This is a genomic window from Labilibaculum antarcticum (assembly GCF_002356295.1).
GTDB classification, from domain to species: Bacteria; Bacteroidota; Bacteroidia; order Bacteroidales; family Marinifilaceae; genus Labilibaculum; species Labilibaculum antarcticum.
Genome location: NZ_AP018042.1, coordinates 371,895 through 390,769, shown reverse-complemented (window position 1 = coordinate 390,769; position 18,875 = coordinate 371,895). Strand labels below are relative to the sequence as shown.

Annotated in this window: 16 protein-coding genes; 2 read left to right on the top strand and 14 right to left on the bottom strand. The window is 36.3% G+C overall.

Annotation, left to right across the window (positions count from 1 at the left end):
- Positions 1 to 23: 23 nt before the first annotated feature.
- Positions 24 to 1,364, top strand: coding sequence for a citrate (Si)-synthase (locus tag ALGA_RS01480; protein ID WP_096427611.1), 1,341 nt, complete (start codon positions 24 to 26; stop codon positions 1,362 to 1,364).
- A gap of 477 nt (positions 1,365 to 1,841) precedes the next feature.
- On the opposite strand, the gene ALGA_RS01475 is transcribed toward ALGA_RS01480, so the two are convergent.
- From ALGA_RS01475 to ALGA_RS01450, 6 genes are all read right to left on the bottom strand, one after another.
- Positions 1,842 to 3,638 (bottom strand): hypothetical protein, encoded by a 1,797-nt coding sequence (locus ALGA_RS01475; protein ID WP_096427610.1) that lies wholly within the window; start codon positions 3,636 to 3,638, stop codon positions 1,842 to 1,844.
- A gap of 179 nt (positions 3,639 to 3,817) precedes the next feature.
- On the bottom strand, positions 3,818 to 4,324 hold the full coding sequence (locus ALGA_RS01470; protein WP_096427609.1) for a methylated-DNA--[protein]-cysteine S-methyltransferase: 507 nt from the start codon (positions 4,322 to 4,324) through the stop codon (positions 3,818 to 3,820).
- A gap of 108 nt (positions 4,325 to 4,432) precedes the next feature.
- Positions 4,433 to 5,152 (bottom strand): tRNA threonylcarbamoyladenosine dehydratase, encoded by a 720-nt coding sequence (locus ALGA_RS01465; RefSeq protein ID WP_096427608.1) that lies wholly within the window; start codon positions 5,150 to 5,152, stop codon positions 4,433 to 4,435.
- Positions 5,149 to 5,868, bottom strand: coding sequence for a TatD family hydrolase (locus ALGA_RS01460; RefSeq protein ID WP_096427607.1), 720 nt, complete (start codon positions 5,866 to 5,868; stop codon positions 5,149 to 5,151). Before ALGA_RS01460 ends, ALGA_RS01465 begins: the two co-directional genes overlap by 4 nt.
- 1,165 nt (positions 5,869 to 7,033) lie before the next feature.
- Positions 7,034 to 7,690 (bottom strand): AlbA family DNA-binding domain-containing protein, encoded by a 657-nt coding sequence (locus ALGA_RS01455; RefSeq protein WP_096427606.1) that lies wholly within the window; start codon positions 7,688 to 7,690, stop codon positions 7,034 to 7,036.
- A gap of 39 nt (positions 7,691 to 7,729) precedes the next feature.
- Entirely contained in the window at positions 7,730 to 9,550 is a 1,821-nt protein-coding gene (locus tag ALGA_RS01450) for a peptidase U32 family protein (protein WP_096427605.1), read from the bottom strand.
- Between the two features lie 353 nt (positions 9,551 to 9,903).
- On the opposite strand from ALGA_RS01450, the gene ALGA_RS01445 reads away from it, so the two are divergent.
- Positions 9,904 to 11,004, top strand: a complete 1,101-nt coding sequence (locus ALGA_RS01445) for an alkene reductase (protein WP_096427604.1) — start codon at positions 9,904 to 9,906, stop codon at positions 11,002 to 11,004.
- Positions 11,005 to 11,074: 70 nt separating this feature from the next.
- Here the strand turns inward: ALGA_RS01445 and ALGA_RS01440 are convergent, their stop codons facing one another.
- The 8 genes from ALGA_RS01440 to ALGA_RS01410 all read right to left on the bottom strand — a co-directional run bounded on the left by ALGA_RS01440 (position 11,075) and on the right by ALGA_RS01410 (position 18,864).
- Positions 11,075 to 11,953, bottom strand: coding sequence for an aldose 1-epimerase family protein (locus tag ALGA_RS01440; RefSeq protein WP_096433324.1), 879 nt, complete (start codon positions 11,951 to 11,953; stop codon positions 11,075 to 11,077).
- Positions 11,954 to 12,165: 212 nt separating this feature from the next.
- Entirely contained in the window at positions 12,166 to 12,915 is a 750-nt protein-coding gene (locus tag ALGA_RS01435) for a tetratricopeptide repeat protein (RefSeq protein WP_096427603.1), read from the bottom strand.
- 128 nt (positions 12,916 to 13,043) lie between these two features.
- The gene (locus ALGA_RS23140) at positions 13,044 to 13,949 is read right to left on the bottom strand and encodes a BatD family protein (RefSeq protein ID WP_197705669.1); all 906 of its coding nucleotides are present in this window, start codon (positions 13,947 to 13,949) and stop codon (positions 13,044 to 13,046) included.
- Between the two features lie 223 nt (positions 13,950 to 14,172).
- Complete coding sequence (locus ALGA_RS23130; protein WP_197705668.1) at positions 14,173 to 14,853, bottom strand: BatD family protein; 681 nt, start codon at positions 14,851 to 14,853, stop codon at positions 14,173 to 14,175.
- Positions 14,854 to 14,963: 110 nt separating this feature from the next.
- On the bottom strand, positions 14,964 to 15,731 hold the full coding sequence (locus ALGA_RS01425; RefSeq protein ID WP_096427602.1) for a tetratricopeptide repeat protein: 768 nt from the start codon (positions 15,729 to 15,731) through the stop codon (positions 14,964 to 14,966).
- A gap of 18 nt (positions 15,732 to 15,749) precedes the next feature.
- A complete protein-coding gene (locus ALGA_RS01420; RefSeq protein ID WP_096427601.1) occupies positions 15,750 to 16,787 on the bottom strand; it encodes a vWA domain-containing protein in 1,038 nt (345 codons plus the stop codon).
- A 34-nt stretch (positions 16,788 to 16,821) separates the two neighbouring features.
- Positions 16,822 to 17,814, bottom strand: coding sequence for a vWA domain-containing protein (locus ALGA_RS01415; protein ID WP_197705667.1), 993 nt, complete (start codon positions 17,812 to 17,814; stop codon positions 16,822 to 16,824).
- A gap of 18 nt (positions 17,815 to 17,832) precedes the next feature.
- A complete protein-coding gene (locus tag ALGA_RS01410; RefSeq protein ID WP_096427600.1) occupies positions 17,833 to 18,864 on the bottom strand; it encodes a hypothetical protein in 1,032 nt (343 codons plus the stop codon).
- Positions 18,865 to 18,875 lie beyond the last annotated feature (11 nt).

Here is an 18,875-nt window from a genome sequence, read left to right as displayed (position 1 = left end):
TCCAAACCTAAAGTTTAGACCAGATGAAAAAGACACTAAAGCAAACTTTGTTCAAAAAAATTAAGGAACATAGACCTAGGACAAAAAGATTATTGGAAGAATACGGGGATGTCGTTGTTGATCAGGTTACCATATCCCAAATAATTGGAGGAATGAGGGGACTCAAATCTTTGGTTACGGACATTTCTTATCTTGATCCGGAAGAGGGAATTCGTTACAGAGGATTTACATTGGAAGAAGTAATTGAAGGCTTACCGAAACCTAAGGGAGCAGACATGCCTTACGTGGAGGGATTGTTTTATTTACTACTTACCGGAGATTTTCCGAATCAGGAAGAGGTAATGCAAGTTGTGGATGAATTTAGCAAGCGTCGAATTGTGCCTCGATATGTTTATGAGGTAATTGATTCATTTCCTTGCTGTAGTCATCCAATGACCATTTTCTCAACGGCTATTCTTACTCTGAGTAGAGAATCTGTTTTTAACAGACAGTATCATGCCGGATTAAATAAAAAGGAGTATTGGGATGCGACCTATGAGGATTCATTAAATTTGCTTGCTAAACTTCCGGAAATCGCGTCTTATATTTATAATAAATTGTATCGTCAGGGACCAAGAATTCAATCCAATCCGAATTTGGATATGGGAGCAAATTTTGCCCACATGATGGGCGTTGCTAAGCCTTACGATGATGTTTCCCGTTTGCATTTTATCATTCATAGTGATCATGAAAGTGGTAATGTGAGTGCGCATACAGGTCACTTGGTCGCGAGTTCGTTATCTGATATTTACCTTTCTATTTCGGCAATGATTAATGGTTTGGCGGGACCATTGCACGGTCTTGCTAATCAGGAAGTTCTGAGATGGTTGCATGAGGTAATGGATAAAATGGACAATCGTATTCCTACTAAAGAGGAGATGACACAGTTTGTTTGGGATACATTAAATTCAGGGCAGGTAATTCCTGGTTTTGGTCATGCTGTATTGCGCAAGACCGATCCAAGATATATGCTTCAGCGTGAATTTAGCTTGAAACATTTGCCTGAGGATCCAATTTTTAAGTATGCAGACATGCTTTATCAAGTGGTACCCGATATTCTTATGGAACATGGAAAAGCAAAGAATCCTTGGCCAAATGTTGATGCGCAATCAGGTGTGATTCAATGGCACTATGGGGTTACGGAATATGATTTTTATACGGTTCTTTTTGGTATTGGACGTTCAATAGGTATCTGTGCCAATGTAATTTGGGACAGAGCTTTGGGATATCCTTTGGAAAGGCCAAAGTCTATTACTACTGATATGCTGGAGAAAATAGCCGGCATTAAGAAAATGGTGGAAACTGAAGAGAAAACCACTTTATAATAAGACTGAGCTGATTTCTGAAGGGGAATCAGTTTTTTTTTGTGCAAAAAAAAACTGTAAAAAAGCTGGTGAAGGCTTTTTTACAGTTTGCGCAAAAACTAACAATATGGAAAACATTCCAATGAATTCTAACTATTTTGTAAAAGAAGATAGAAACACTTCAAATCCTACTACACAATTCTAACCCTAACCTAAACCCATAGGATTTGAAGTGTTCTATAAGCAGAAGCAAATGCTGCTATTCTCGTCTCATTTAACAATTTGGTTTACTCTCCTCATTGTTATATCCCTTTCACCTTACAAAAATGCATGTTTTTATATTGGCAAGAGTCATTGAATTTACCCAAAGTGCAGGAATAAAATACTCAAATGTAATGGGTAATTTGCGCCATCTAATAGCCGAGTGTGTAGTAAGCATCTGGGCTTTAGTTGAAAGGAATAAAAAAAGCCAATCGGTATGATTGGCTTTTTTCTGGTTTATTTTTCTGAGGTGATAAGTAATCCTCGAATTTCTAATTCTAATTTTTCAAGATCATTACCAACCTGACTTTTCATGTTTTTAAATTTACCGGTTATATTATTCGATAAATCTTTATAATAATCAACTCCCGTTAGTAGGTTTTGTTTGTATTTTTCCAAGGATCTTAATTGTTTCGCTACAGGGTTGTGAAGCTCATCAATCTGTTCCTTTAAATAGTCAATGTACATATTCATTTCTTTTATGAACATGTGAGGCCTATCAGTTCTAACAATCAGATTGGTTCGATTGTAGATGTGGTCAACCATTTCTTTTAATTTGACTCTTTTCGAAAAATAGGCCAAGTTTGGTCCAGGACAAATTGAAACTCCATCACCATCGGATTTTGTATCGATCTGATTAACTAAAAACGAAGAGGCCGACAATCCTTTACACAAACAGGTTTTTTCAAGAAGTAAACTAATTTCTTTTTCATATTCCTGTTTTTGTAGATTTTTCTTTTTCAAATCAGTCAGTTTCAATTTCTGATATTGAATGGAAGCAGTACAGATCGGCTTTTCAGTAAATTCAGTATTACATATCATGTATTTTTTGGAACATGGGCTCCCTGGCTTGTTCTCTGCAAAATTCTTAAGAACATTTATGTCTCTTGTATTTCCGAGAAGATTATTGTAACGAACACCTAGTGGTGAAGCATGACTTAGTACTAAATCCTTTTCTTTAGCTTCCTCAAGTAGGTGTAAAGTACCTTCATCAACATTACAAACTTCAGGAACCAAAAGAAATGGAGTTCCCCAACCAATAGAATCCAGATTATAGTGGGTCATAAGGAATTCTTGTTCTTTAGCTGTTCCTACTCCGCCTTGTGCCGTAACTTTAATATTTAGATCGGTTTTAGGACAGACTCTTTCTTTTCCTTTTAAAGCTTGAAATAAAATCTCGTTGAGAGTTTTTGTTAATTCGTCTCTGTTTGTCTTGAATTCTTCTAGAATTGGCCCCATTAAAAAGCCTTCGGTTGCAAAGGCATGGCCTCCACAATTAAGACCGGATTCAATACGAAACTCAGAAATCCAGATTCCTTTTTTAGCAAGGTATTTACCTTGTATCAAAGCCGATCGATAATCGCTAACTTTCAGTACAATTTTCTTCTTTATGTATCCTGTTTCGTCAGGATAAAAGTCTTCAAATTGGTCTAAATAGCCATATAAGCGTGGGTTCATTCCCGCAGATAAAACCATGGAACTATCCAGGTTACTCATGGCAAATCCGCGAAGAGCTGCATGTGCATCGTTATATTCCGCAGGTAATTGCTCACCTTCATAAAAGTTATCTTTGTCTAACTTGGTCATGATGTTTACATCAATCGCCCCAAGAGGAAGATGATTCGATAACCATTCTTTCGCTTCTTTAACGTAAGAATTGCCTTCAAATTTCTCTTTAAATTCTTTTTTTACTTCCGAAAAATCGGGAAGCATATCAAGATATTCCTCAAGATCTTCTTTCTTTTCTTGTACGGATGTTTTAAGATTCTCAAATTTCTCTTTTACGATCTCATCTATCAAATTAAGGTAAGAGGTGATTCTTTCTGCACGAAAATCTTTAGTCTTCTCCGAAATTGGTAAAAATGGCAAGCTGAGTTTATTGCAATACAATTCTCTCATTTTCTCAAGTAGGGTATCATCAACAATTGAAACAACAGATGAGATTCCTAAATGAGCCACTTTTACAGGAGTATCCACCGTAAATCCAGTTCCCATAACAGGGATATGGAAACTATGTCCTAAAATTTTACTCATGTAATTGAATATTGATTTTTATGATTTTGGATAAGTTTTATCGCCAAAACAAAGGTGTTTAGCTGTAAAAATACCATGCGCAAGTTAGCTTTTTTGTCAATGACATCAAAGCTATTTTACGTATTTCTATTTGCTATTCAGGGAAAACCCCAGAAACGTGAATAAGGAAAAAACCGCAGTTAAAATAGCTGATATTGTTCTTTGGAGGGAGTAAAATCAACGTTCTCAATTTTCAGTAGTTTGGCCTTATTGGTAAGTCCTCCGGCATAACCTGTAAGTTTCCCATTTTTCCCAATAACTCTGTGACAAGGAATAATAATAGGAATTGGGTTTTTAGAATTAGCCATGCCAATAGCTCTGCAGGCAGAAGGTTTATTTATGCGTATGGCAATATCCAAATAAGAACATGTTTCTCCATATGGAATTTCTAAAAGTTGTTTCCAAATTTGTTGTTGAAAAGCAGTACCATCGGGTGAGAGTTTCACATCAAATGTAGTGCGTTCCTTATTAAAATAGGCAACTAATTGATCGGAAACAGGCTTTAATTTACTTGGATCTTTAATCCAATCAGCTTTGATTTTTTCTAATTGATTCTCATCTTCAAACAAAATCTGTTTTAGTCCGATATTATTTGCAACAAGTAATAACTTGCCAATAGGTGAAGGGAGAATATCATAGTAAAGCATAGCAGGAATTTTAGATAAACGAAGCCGTCCAAGTCTTTGTTAATGTAATGATTTTATTACAAATTCCAGAGATTCACCGGAATATGAATTCCGGTAAACTAAATTGGTTTATTGAGCCAGCAGACCCTTTATTACTACCGAAGAGCAGAAACATCCAAACAAGGGTGGCATATAGGAAATGGTTCCAACATTCGATCTTTTATTTCGGCTATCGGAAAGAACCATGGCATCTTTTGATACATCTTCTGGCGAAAATACAACTTGCACACCCTCACGAACACCCAATTGATGTAATTTTTTTCGAAGCATTCTTGCCAACTTGCAGTTGTAGGATTTTGAAATATCAGTAATTTGAATTTTAGAGGGATCAACTTTTCCTCCAGCTCCCATAGCACTTACTATATTAAGCTTGTTTTTTAAACTATGAAAAATAAGAAAAATTTTAGGTGCTAAAGTGTCGATTGCATCCACAACATAGTCGTATTTTTTCTCTTCCAGTACCTCAATCATTCTCTCATTGTGAAGGTATTCGTTAATGATGTTGAGTTTCAAATTTGGATTGATATCTAAAAGGCGATCACCCATTACTTTCGCTTTGTCTTTTCCCAGATTGCTGATGCTTGCTGGCAACTGACGATTTATGTTTGTGATTTCAATATTATCGCCATCAACAATGGTCATTTCTCCAACTCCTGCGCGACATATTTGTTCTGCAGCATAAGCTCCAACACCACCTAGTCCTACAACCAGCACATGTGAATTTCTCAGCTTATCCATTTTCTCATTCCCAAGAAGCAGTTCTGTCCTGCTTAGCCATTCTGTACTCATATTCTATTAAAACAAGTTGTGAAATTTGAAAATAGTTCTTCTTTTAGATCCTCTAAATTAAGGCCTTTTACTAGGCTTGCCTTTTTATATAACTCTTCAATTTTTATATCACTATCATCAGTTTCCAAAAATAGTTTATTCATTGGAAGGCTTCGGAAAACAGTTTGTAACTTCTCATCCGTAAGTAATGCCTTTCCAAATGAGAGATAGCATCCTAATGCAATTAAATCTTCTGCAATTTGAATATTTTTTCTGAAGTCGTGAACAATCCAAGGAAGTTTGATGGATTTTTTTTTGCGGATGCTAATTAATTCTGAAAAGCATTTTACGCAATGAATGATTACCGGCTTATTATATTTCTCAGCTATCTGCAATTGTTTTTGAAAAACATCTTCCTGAATAGAAAGCGGAGTTTCTATCATTCGATCAAGTCCAGTTTCGCCTATGGCTATAACATTGGAATCAGAAGCTGAAATTTCCAATTCATGAATGGCCGAAGGTACATCAGTCAAATTGCTATCCCATGGATGGATCCCCACAGAATAGAACACAGCTTCCCGATTTGTTATTTGTTCTCCCGGATTAATTGAAAGGACAATACAAACATTCGAGTAATCATTCAAGTGATGAGTATGTATGTTGATATAAGGTAGCACAGGCAAATTCAGTATTTTGTGGCAAAAGTACAAATATTGCTGATTGACACAAATTTTCATTTCAAAGAATATATATCGATTTTATAATGATTTAATTGCTTGTGTTTTGAGGTGTAATAAGAGCGTTTTGTGTAATTTAGAATGAAAAACACATGGTAAGCCTTGCAAAAGCAGAGATTCTTCCTTAGCTTGCAAGTAATAAGAGAATGTTCTTTGCATAAAAGATAATAGCATACCGCATTAATTATCGATTGTTAAACTCAACATTTTTAAGATACCGAGAAAGCTTAAAGCTTGTTAAAGCAGGCCCCAACCTTCGGGTTGTTTCGGCACAGGGGAAACTTGATCAGGCTGGCACTCAAATCCTGTCATTTAGGAGTTTAAAATCCAATTAATTAGTGCGGTTTTTTTGTGTCTTTTTTTTTACCATTTATTTTGGTAAATATAAGTGGTAACTGGTTCGTTTTCAGGGTTTTTGGATGCTACTTATTCGGGTGTCTCCAATTTTTGAATTTTTTTTCTGTTTTATGTGATATTTGGTTCCTGTTTCCGGAATATCTAATTTCTGAATGTCCGAAGCTAAATCAGTCGAATTACTATTCCATGGATGGATCCCAATAGAATAAACACAGTTACCCCATTTGTTATTTGTTCTCCCGGATTAATTGAAAGGACAAAACATACATTCGAGTAATCATTCTAGTGATGAGTATGTATGATGATATTAGGTAGCACAGACAAATTCAGTTTTTTTGGAAGAAATGCAAATATTGCTGATTGACACAAATTTTCCTTTCAAAGAATAAATATTGACTGTATAACGATTTAATTTCTTGTGATTTGGGATAGGATAGGAGTGTATTTGTTTAATTTAGAATGAAAAATACATCGTAAGCCTTGCAAAAATAGAGATTCTTCCTTAGCTTGCAAGTAATAAGTAGAACGTTCTTTGCATAAAATATAATAGCATACCGCATTAATTATCGATTGTTAAACTCAACATTCATAGTATACCGAGAAAGCTACAAGCTTGTTAAAGCAGGCCCCAACCTTCGGGTTGTTTCGGCACAGGGGAAACTTGATCAGGCTGGCACTCAAATCCTGTCATTTAGGAGTTTAAAATCCAATTAATTAGTGCGGTTTTTTTATGCCTTTTTTTTAGCATCTACTTAGATAGATGCAAGTGTTAACTGCTTCGTTTTAAGGTCTTTCGGATGATGCTCGTTCAGGTGTATCTAATTTTTGAATTTTCTTTCTGTTTTATGTGATATTTGGTGCCAGTTTCCGAAATATCTAATTCAATCACATTCCAGCAAATTAACTTTACCAATATTCTTTCCGCTTTGTTGCGACTAATTCGTGCAATTCTACAAAATTGATTCATACTAATTTCTTCTTTGTCATTCAGATAATTCATTAGTACAGTCTCTGTTTCGGTGTATTCCAAATAAGTGCCGGTTGGTTTTGACTTTCTTTTCCAAACTTCAAGAAGTATTTTATTAGCCAAGAGGTTTTCATCATCTTTGCGAAGGTAAGCCAACCATTTGCCTTTTTTGTTTTCTGCATAATGAGGCATTTTCCTAGAACGATGAATTGTTATTTCCAAGACATTTTTTCCGTTAAGCTGCCATACCTTACTCTCGAAAGGAATTTTGGGACGACAGTAAATTTCAGCTGCCGCTTTTATCATATGGAATTCTTCTTCGACTTTTGCTCCGGTAATTTTTCCGTTGTCCTTCACGCCAATAAGCAATTTGCCACCATCTGTATTGGCAAAAGCAGATAGTGACTTGGCAATTTTTCGGGAATCAGTAATACAGAATTTAAAATCCTGTTGCTGATGCTCTCCTTCACGAATTAGTTTTTCTATATAGTGAACCATAGCTAAAATCCTTAAATAGGGTTCGAACCTGAGTTAATTCTATTCAAAAATGATTTTCATTTCGCAACGTTGGCAATGAAATTCTAGTTTGTAACGATTTTTATTATCGACCAAATATAAAGGTTGATTTGCTTTTTTATCTGTACTAAACTCTTTGTTACACATACCAAATTCATGACGTAAACAATGCTTGGTAGTCATTAGTGTTTTCCCTTTATAATCGGATTGCAGCTCAAAACCTTTTTCAATTTTTTCAACACCACACTTGTGATAAAAATCTTCGGCCTTACAGTTGACCACATTGCCCATGTAATTTAGGTTTTTTGTGTGGTATTTAGGATGCGAGATTAAAGCCTGTGTTTTGGGTTGCTGAAAGGCGGCAACTCTATTTTCGGTTAGAGAATCAAGAACCTTTCGGCGCAACTCATTAAGTACTTTAGCCTGAACAAAGGGAGCCTCGGTAAAATTGGTTTCAATGGTATGGATCGAGTAGATAGAATCTCCTGATTTCGACAACTGGGTTTTAAAATTTGTAATTGCCATTTCGGTATTGCGAGCCAATTCAAATTCTTCCTTAAGCTGAACAGAAGCACTTATCCCATCTTCATCAGTAGCAATTAAGGTGAGGATGTTTTCCTTAAATTCTAAAAGTAGTTCTGTTGAAATTCTACGGGTTGAGTTATCTTTTTTAAGTGTTTTTGCAAATTCATGATCGTTATTGCGATACAAAACAGCGCCTGCAACCAACATATTCATTTCATTTGGGAAAATCAGTTTGCCTTTTACACCGTTTACCTGAATACCTTTTAGCAGCTTGTTGCGATTAAAAAAGCAAAGACCATCGCCGTTGTGAATTTCAAATTTGGTGTCAATTATAAAATGATCATTTCGAACAGCTACAATCTTGCCAATTTCTTTTCCTAATGATTTTGGCGTATGGAAATTTGCGATTTCAGGAATTCGGCCTGAAAAAAAGTAGTTGGTAAACCCTCGGTTAAAAGTTTTCTCTAAATCCGGTTCAAAGTTTGGTTTTACTGTTCCTGATGATGCTTTTCTGAATTCTTTTTTCTTCTCAAACACATCATCTAATTCCTTCCTGTAATAACTGGTTACATTTTTCAGGTAGGAGCTGTCTTTTAAGCGCCCTTCAATTTTTAGCGAACAGATTCCACTTTCGACCAATTCTTTCATATGGCCTGAAAGATTCAAGTCTTTTAAAGAAAGCAAGTGTTTGTCTTTCGCAATTACTTTTCCTTCTCCGTCAACCAAATCGTATTTCATGCGGCAGGCCTGACTACATTCTCCGCGGTTCGCAGACCGACCACCAATTGCATGGGAAAAATAACACTGGCCACTTAATGAAACACATAATGCGCCATGAATAAAATATTCAAGTTCTACCGAGGTGTTTTTTCTAATCTCCTTAATTTGATCAAGGGAAAGTTCTCTTGCGAGAATAATTCTTTTGAATCCGACTTGTTCCAGAAATTTGATACGCTCCAGATCGTAATTATGAGTTTGTGTGCTGGCATGAAGTTCAATAGGAGGAAGGTTCATTTCTAAAATACCCATATCCTGAACAATTAATGCATCGGCACCAAGTTTGTATAGTTGATGAATCAGCTCTTCAGCTTCTTTTAATTCATTATCATATAAAATGGTATTCATTGTAATGAATACTTTCGCCCAGTATTTATGAGCGTATTTAATTAACTCGCCAATATCTTCGAGCGTATTACTTGCAGCAGAGCGGGCACCAAATTTAGGTGCACCAATATAGATAGCATCAGCTCCGTAATTTATTGCAGCCATTCCGGTTTCCAGATTTTTGGCTGGAGCTAATAGTTCAACTTGTTTCATGTGTCTAAAATTGTTCAAAGATGTCACATGGAACTCGCCAAATAGTTATTCTCGTGTGTGAGAACTTTTTCTTATGGCTCGTTTCATCTGTTTATAATTTTGATTTAGTTATTAGATGGTCCCGAAAGCTTTCGGGATTACCGTGATTAAATAATCATGGACGTTTCATTCTTTTCAAATTTTTAGCGAAGATACGAAGCAATGTTGAGATCAATAGAAATTCAGCTTGATTGTTTTCTTGCTCAGCGAAAAACCGCAACTATAAATTTATTTATACTTATCTCTAATATTTCTTTTTTTAGAAATCGAAATCTTATTTATATCTTGACTAAATAAAAATAACAAAAAAGAAGATGAATAAAAATACATTATTGACTCCTTTTGCGATTGGCAAAATTGAATTGGAAAATAGAATGGTGATGGCTCCAATGACCAGAAACAGAGCTGGAGAAGGAAATGTTCCTACAAAGCTAATGGCAGAGTACTATCGACAAAGGGCAGGAGCAGGATTAATTATTACAGAGGGCAGTCAAATTTCACCTCAGGGAATGGGTTATCCGGCAACGCCAGGAATTTATAGTGAAGAACAAGTGGAAGGTTGGAAACAAGTTATAGAGGCAGTTCATGCTAAAGGAGGAAAGATTTTCATTCAGCTTTGGCATGTTGGTCGAATTTCGCATCCCGATTTTCACAATGGAGGATTGCCTGTTGCGCCTTCGGCAATTCGTCCGGCAGGGCAAGCATTTACTTATGAGGGTTTGAAAGATTTTGTTACGCCCAGAGCTCTGGAAACAGAAGAAATAAAATCCATTGTTGAGGATTATAAAATTGCAGCAAAAAATGCAAAGAAAGCTGGTTTTGATGGCGTTGAAATTCATGCTGCAAATGGTTATTTGATTGATCAGTTTTTAGAAGATAAAACAAATCATAGAACAGATAAATATGGTGGATCTGTAGAGAATCGTGCCCGCTTACTGTTTGAAGTTTTAGAGGCTACGCTTCAGGTTTGGGATGCTTCGGAGGTTGGTATTCGTCTTTCGCCTAGTGGCTTATTTAATGATATGGGAGATTCGGAGCCAACATCAATCTTTAATTATGTGATTGAGAAGCTGAATGCTTACAATCTTTCCTTTTTGCATTTGATTGAACCTCTAATGCCGCTTGATGATCACCCGCAATTGATGAAAGATGTGGCTGATTATTACGGGAAGCAATACAAGGGTGTTCGAATGGTGAATGGAGGATTTACCAAAGATACTGGTCATGATGCAATTACTTCGAAAAAGGCAGAGCTGGTTTCATTCGGAGTACCCTATTTGGCCAATCCCGATTTAGAAAAACGATTTGAACAAGGAGCTGAATTGAATGCAGCCAATAAGGAAACTTTTTATGGAGGGAATGAAGTTGGGTATACAGATTATCCTACTCTTTCAGAACAGCTAAAAGAACTGTGATTTGTAAATACTGCAAAAAAGACAGCATAAGAAAATGGCTCTCAACTATTACGATGAGAGCCATTTTCCTTTATTCTGTGATATCAATGGTGTAAGTGGCACTAAATGTTTGTTCAGGATCGAGTGATTGAATCATCTCCTTTTCGGAAAATTCCCGGCTTGAATCATAGCTGTCGGCGATTCCAATCCAAGGTTCGATGCAAACATAGGGTGCATTTGGTTTTGCCCAAAGCCCAAGATATGGGAAATCATCAAGGCTAACTTTTAGTGAGAAATTTGAATTCTTACTTTTTAATTGTACAAATGAGGATTTTAGATTCTTAAAAATCAGAGCATCCTTTGCGAATAAATCCGGTGTTAGTTCAATTCGATCATTTTCATCTAAAATCAATTTCCCTTCCTGACCAATAAGTCCATTGTCAACAATCATCCAGGTGTGAGCAGTTTCTTTTTGCTCAAATTCAAGATAGTAATCCGTGTATTTTTCGCCTTTTTTCAAAGGACATGCGAAAGCCGGATGTGCACCCAGACAAAAGAATAGTTTGTTTGGGTCGGTATTGATTACATCGATTTTCACATGTAACTTTTTGCCATCCAGAATATAATGAATGTAGTATTCAAATTCGAATGGGTAGACTTTACGTGTGTTTTCGTTCGATTTTAATACAAAACAAAGCTCATTTTCCGATTTGCTGTGCAATTGAATATCTTCATTGTTGCGAATAAATCCATGTTTGGGCATTGGATACTCTTTGCCTTCATGAATAAATCCATCATCTTTTAAGCAACCAATAACGGGGAATAGGTTGGGAGCGTGGCTTCCCCAAATTTCCGGATCAGCTTGCCATAGATATTCCTGATTTGTAGTTAGAGATTTGATGCTGCAAAGTTCAGCTCCCTTTTCAAGAACTTCAATTCGAAAGAATTCGTTTTGTATGCTATATTTCATCGGTGTAAGATTTATTTTTTCGCTGTTTGTAAACCGCATTAAATTTAAGGATTAATGGGCTATTTAGTCGTAAAACAGATTGGCTTTTTAGTAATTTAATGGAAAACCCAAACACCGGCGCGACAAGCTTCCATCGTCTGCTGAAAGCTGTAAATGCCGTATTCTTAATAAAAAAAAGGATTTCGAAAACCGAAATCCTTTATTCTATGCAATTATATCATTTCAATGTCTTCTTTTTTCAGCCAACCTTCGTTTCCATCACTAAGCTGAATGTTTCTCCATTCCTGCAGTTCACCAATTACCTTAACCTTTGTGCCTTCGTGCAGGAGGAACAATTCGGTGCCGCTTTTATCAGGCGAACCTTTTATGGTTACACTTGGGCTAACAATAATGGCATGCACCCGAATATTGATTTCATCCGTTTTCTGCGAAGCAAAAGAATATGTTAGTATTGAAATGCCAAAAGCAAAAAATGCCAGAAAGAAACCTAGTTTTTTAAGTCCGGACTTATTGCTGTACAGATAAAAGCAGGCAAAAGTAAGCGTCAGTAAGAAAAACAGAATAGAGAAGTAGGACCACATATCGGCCGAAAAACTATTTCTAAATCCAGAGAACCATCTTTCAATAAAAATTTCAGGCAAAACTTCAAACTTATCTAAAACGTGTTTACGAGCTAAGTCTAAATTGTATTGAATATCCTTATCGTCAGGAGAGTAAAGTAGTGCTCGTTCGAAATTTAAAATTGCTGACGAGATTTCGCCTGTTTTATAGTAAGCATTCCCCAGATTAAAATAAATTTCGGGAGCTTCTAAATGCGTATCCAACACAAATTCGTAGGCTTGAATTGCTTTCTCGTATTCGCCTTTTTTATACATTTCGTTGGCCTCAGAAATTGGGTTGACTTGAGCCCAAACCTGAGTGCTTAGAAATATGGCGAGTATAAATTGTAATGCTTTTTTCATCTGTTTATAATTTTCATGCCGTTGTCAGATGGCACTTAGCTTGATTAAATTACCATGCTCATGTATGAGTTACTAATTATTTAATCATGGAGGTTTCATGTTTATTTGATAGTACACAACCGACTAATCTATTTGATATTTTTCTCCAATTTGGTGATTGTATCCATACTTTTCTGATACAATTCATCCATTTCCGATGATCCGGCCGATGGAGAATACCTTGCAAATTCGCAGGTGTCCAGAATGCTTATAAATTCATCTTTAAGTTCTAATTCAATATCTTTACTAAGCAGAATTTCACTAATATTTTCTTTGTTCAGATTCTCCAATGGTAAATTCAGCTTATCCGATGTATATCCCCAAATTGCTTTTAGAATTTCATCGTAAAACTGATCCTTTTGTTTCGCTTTTAAACTTGCCGAGGCTGCTTTTAACCTTTTCATCGCTACACGATTGGCACGTTTATTTTTTAATTTTGCAGTATCGGCGTTTTCTTTTATTCGTTTTCTGTTGAATACAAAGGCCAAAACAAACAGGAAGAAAGGAATGATATACGCCAAATAGAAATTTGTGGTTCCAAAGAAAACCTCACCTTTTAATTGAGGGGTGAAATCATTGGTTTTAATATAGCGGATATCTTTTCCCAGAAATTTCACTTTCTCTTTAGAGAAGGAGCTAATGATAGTTCCCGAATTATCTCCTTCGCCTTTAGCTACTTTAATGGTGAATTTTTTAGTAGAACGTGTTCTGAATATTTCAGCTTTCGGATCGAAGAAGCTGAAATCAACCGACGGAATTTCATATTCACCGCCATGACGTGGAATAATCAGATATTCAAAAGTGGTTGAGCCACTCATACCCGCTTCGGTACTCTTTAAGTTCTGAGAAGTTTTAGGATCATAAACTTCAAAATCGGGAGGGAAATTAAATTCCAATGGTTTAATCAGTTTCAGATTTCCGTTCCCAGCTACTTTTACCCGCATGGTAATTGCATCATTTGCGGTAACTGAGTCTTTATCGATAGTCGTGGTCAAATCAAAGTTCCCAACCGCACCAGCAAACTTGAAGGTTTTTTTGATGGGAAGTCTTTCACTTTAATGGTTATAGGCTTGCTTTTTCGGGGAACTCTAACGTCTTGATAATTATCAAAGAAATCATCAAAGAAGCCACTTCTTTTGTTTGCTCCTCGCTGACGAATCAGCACCTCTAATTCAAAAGGGTCGATTGTAATTTCGCCGGTGTGCTGAGGGAAAAGAATTAATTTACGAATGATTCCTGTATTGTAAATGGTCCCGTTAATATTTTCTCTTCCAAAGATATTTGTCCCGGAGTGGGTACTTCCTGACTTAAAAATCCATTAAAGGATGGGAATTTGGAATCCCCAAATCCAGCAATGGTAAGTCGTGTGTATACTTTAATACTAGCAACAATGTGTTCACCCATGTAAACACTTTTTCGGTCTAAATCTACTTTAACAAATAAATTATTTTCTGTGATTTTATCGTCGGAGGCCGTATTGTTCGATTGGCTTGATTGAGTGTCCTGCCGTGTTTTATTTACCTCGACCACTTCAATAGTGAGCGAATTTGATGTTTTTGTCTCACCATCTATAGTAATAGTTGCAGGAGTGATGTCAAATTTTCCTTCCTCTTCGGCCAAAAGAACATAAGTGTATGAGTAGGAGGAGTTAGAGCTAACTTTTCCATTAATTATTTGTGTACTCATGCTGCTTGATGTTGAAGGGCCCATAAGCACCCTAAATCCATTAAGAGCTGGAATTTTAATGTTTTTGCCCTTGCTGTTTACGGAATAAGTTAAACGAAATTGTTCACCAAGTTCCACCACATTTGGGGCCGAAGCAGTAAATTTAATTTCATCGGCAAATACCGATGTTGCAATTAAAATAACTGTTAATAAAGAGAGAAATATTTTCTTCATCTGTATATATATGTGTGTGTCAGATGTTATAAACGCGATTAATTTGTTCGGTAATTCTTCCGCAAATTTACTGATTAATCAATTAGGAATAATCAATTTGGGAAGATCTATTACCAATCCTTTTTGATTTTGGTTCTTTTTGTTTTTTGAGCAGCAGCTTTTGCTTTTTGCACCTTTTCCTGAACCTTCTTTTCATCATTTTCAAGAGCTTCCAACAAGCGGTTGGCATCCTGTTTAGAGATCTTATTCTGTTGCTCTTCAGGATCACCTTTCTTTTTATCCTGATCTTCAGGTTTGTTTTTCTGATCTTCCTGATCCTTTTTATCTTGATCTTTGTTTTGATCTTTCTGATCCTTCTTGTCCTGATCTTTTTTATCTTGGTCTTTCTTATCCTGATCCTTATTTTTGTCTTTATTTTGATCCTGTTTCTTTTTCTCCTCTTCCTCTTTCTGTTTCATTCGTTTGGCATATTCCAAGTTGTACTTGGTTTCTTTGGAATTAGGGGAGTGCCGAAGCGATTCCTTATAAGCTTCAATACTTTCGTCGATTTTCCGGTTCATCAGAAGAGTATTACCAATGTTGTGGTAGATTTCCCCCAATTTTTTAGGATCCTGCTCCGTTACTGTTAAAGCCTGATATTGTTTCAAGGCTTCATCGTATTTCTTTTGCTTGTATAGGGCATCACCCAAGTTAAAACCAGCCTCATAAGAATTGATTTTTTTATTGAGTGCCTTTCGATATTCTACTTCAGAGTTTTCATATTCATTTCCTTCAAACAGGCCATTTCCCTTGCGGATAAATTTCCTTTCCTTTTGTGCTAATGCGTCAAAACTTAAGAGGCAAAGCAAACTAATGAATACTGCTATATATTTGTTCATAATAATCAGAATTGAGTTCTATTTCGATGGTTTAAACAAATTGATATCCTTCAAATGGCGGTTTTTACGTTCCAGAACTAAAAATTCAAGGAAAAGTAACAGCAATCCGATAGCAATAAACAATTGGAATTTTTCGTCGTAGGCAGCATATACTCTCTGCTCTAGTTCTGTTTTGTTCATTTTATTAATTTCAGTAAAAAGAGCATTTAAACCGGTAGTCGTATTGTTGGCTATCACCGGTTTTCCGCCTCCGGCTGTTGCAATTTGTTCAACCATTTGCTGATCCAATCTTGAAATTACAATATTACCTTTCTCATCTCTTTTGAAATCGCGAGAGCCGGGACTCACAGGAATCGGAGCACCTTCCGGCAATCCCATGGCAATGGTGTGTACTATAATCCCTTGGTCTAATGCAGCTTTTGCAGCAGCGATTGCGTCATCCTCATGGTTTTCACCATCAGTTATTACAATAATTGCCTTGCTTGCTTCACTATCAGGAGTAAAACTCTTCACAGACAAATTTATTGCCGCTCCAATTGCAGTTCCTTGTATGGGAACAATATCTGTACTAATGGAGGACAAGAACATTTTTGCTGAAGCATAATCTGTTGTAATCGGTAATTGGGTATATGCCTCGCCGGCAAAAATGACCAAGCCGATTTTGTCATTATTCAATTTGTCAACCATTTTGGAAACAGCTCGTTTTGCCCGTTCCAATCTGTTGGGTTGAATGTCCTGTGCCATCATCGAATTGGATACATCTAATGCGATGATAATTTCGACTCCTTTTCTTTTAATGGTTTGGAGTTTTGAACCAAATTGGGGTCCGGCAAGACCAAAAATGATAAAACTTAATGCCAGCAAAAGAATCCCAAACTTTAAAAACGGTCGGGTAAATGAAGCGTAAGGCATTAGTTGCGAGATGATATTCATCTCACCAAACTCAGCAAGAGCTTTCTTTTTTCTTGAATAACTAATCCAATATAAAATTCCAAGAATTGGAAGAATTAGAAATAAATATAGAAGATCCGGATGATCAAGACGAAATTGATTCATTGTTCAATGATTTTCTGTGTTCAGTTAATAACAATTACGGAATGTTTCGCAATATCGAATTACGCAAAGCAATTTCAAGAAGTAAAAACAGAGCGGCGAACAGAGCGAAAATTAAATACTCCTCACTTTTTGTACTGTATTGTTTCACCTCAATTTTACTTTTCTCCAACTTGTCAATCTGTTCGTAAATTGCTTTTAGTTTATTATTGTCGGTTGCCCTGAAGTATTGACCACCAGTCATATCGGCAATTTGCCTCAATACTTCTTCGTCAATTTTAACAGGCATGTTCCTCATACTAATGCCAAAGGCAGTTTGAATGGGATAGGGAGCCATTCCCATAGTTCCAATACCAACTGTATACACTCTTATACCAAAGGTCTTTGCTAGTTCAGCAGCGGTAATGGGAGCAATCTCTCCTTGATTATTTACACCATCAGTTAAGAGAATAACTACTTTCGATTTCGATTTGCTGTCCTTTAAACGATTCACCGCATTGGCTAATCCAAGGCCAATTGCAGTACCATCTTCAATCATTCCACTCTGAATGTCTTTGAACAGGTTAATTAAAACTGCATGATCGGTTGTTAAAGGACATTGAGTAAAACTCTCGCCACTAAAAATCACCAATCCTATTTTATCATCCTCCCGTCCGGTAATAAAATTAACAGCAACCTCTTTAGCTGCTTCCAATCTGTTTGGTTCAAAATCGCGGGCAAGCATACTACTCGAAATGTCCAGAGACATCACAATGTCTATTCCTTCTGTAGTAACATTCTCCCAGCTATTACTGGATTGCGGGCGGGCAATAGCAAACACTAAAAATACAATTGCTAAAACGCGAAATACAAATAAAGCATGTCGCAAATAGTATTTGTAGGTTTTCGCGCTTGAATGAAAGCCTTTTAATGTTGATACCTGAATACTTGCATGAGCATTTTTGTCCTTTAAAATGTACCACGCAATAAGTGGTATCAAAAGGATCAGCAAGTAAAAATATTCAGGATTTGCAAATTGTATAGAACTCATACTTTGTATTTTCAAAGTTTACTTTTCTTCCTTTTTTGTCTCTTCCAATGCAATCGATTCTTTTTCCTTTTTTTCGGAAACTTCCTCTACAATGGTTGTCTCAATAATTTTGTAAGCATACTTTAAGCTTAATTCATTTTCGTCCTGAAGTGGTGCGTGCTTTGCAAATTTGGCCAAATCGGCACGTTCAAGAACGTCCCTTAGTTTAGCGTGCCATTCTGAATTTACTTCAACCGAATTTACTGCTTTTAATATTTCATCAGTGGTTGATTCCAGTGTTGAAAGATGGAAACGTTCATCTAAATAATTTCGAATGGTATCCGTCAGGTCAGAATGAAACTCTTTCACCTTTCCGGTCTCCCAAAGCTTTTGTTGCCTGATCTCATCCAACTTTCGCAAGGCAATAACATGAGCCGGTTCGCTTGGTTTTGCTTTTACGAACAGTGGCTGGTTTTTCTTCCGCTTGCGCAGATATAAAAGCAATAATACAATCAATGCCGCAACTATCAATCCACCAAACACCCAGGGAGCAATTTCCGCAAATGCAATGGGTGTATTTATTGGCATTATGATGTCGAAATTAGCTTTGCTAGTGTCAATGTCAAATGTCTTTACGCCTAGTAACATTGTATCGGTTCGAATAATATTCATCAGATTTTCATCATGAATCTTGAATTCAAAAGGATTCATTTTATGTACTCCATCATCAAAAGAAGTAATCAAAAAGTTTTTATTCACTTTAATGATTCCATTCTCCAGCGGGAGGGTATCCTGAGGAGATTGTTTAATAATCTCAACTCCAGAACCAATACTGTCCGTAAATACAGGGAACTCTATCCTAAGACCTTTGGGTTGTTCTACTGAAAGCAAAAGATTTATTTGATCACCAATTACAATTACATTGGTATCGAGTTGTGCGCTGTAGTTAATTCCTTTTTCTTCCTCTTGAGCGTATGAAGAGAAGGAGGAAAAAGCAGCTCCCAACACAATAGCAAAAGCAACAAGCACTTTTGCAAAAAGTTTATTTGGGATATCAATTTTATTTGTCATAGTCGTCCGCT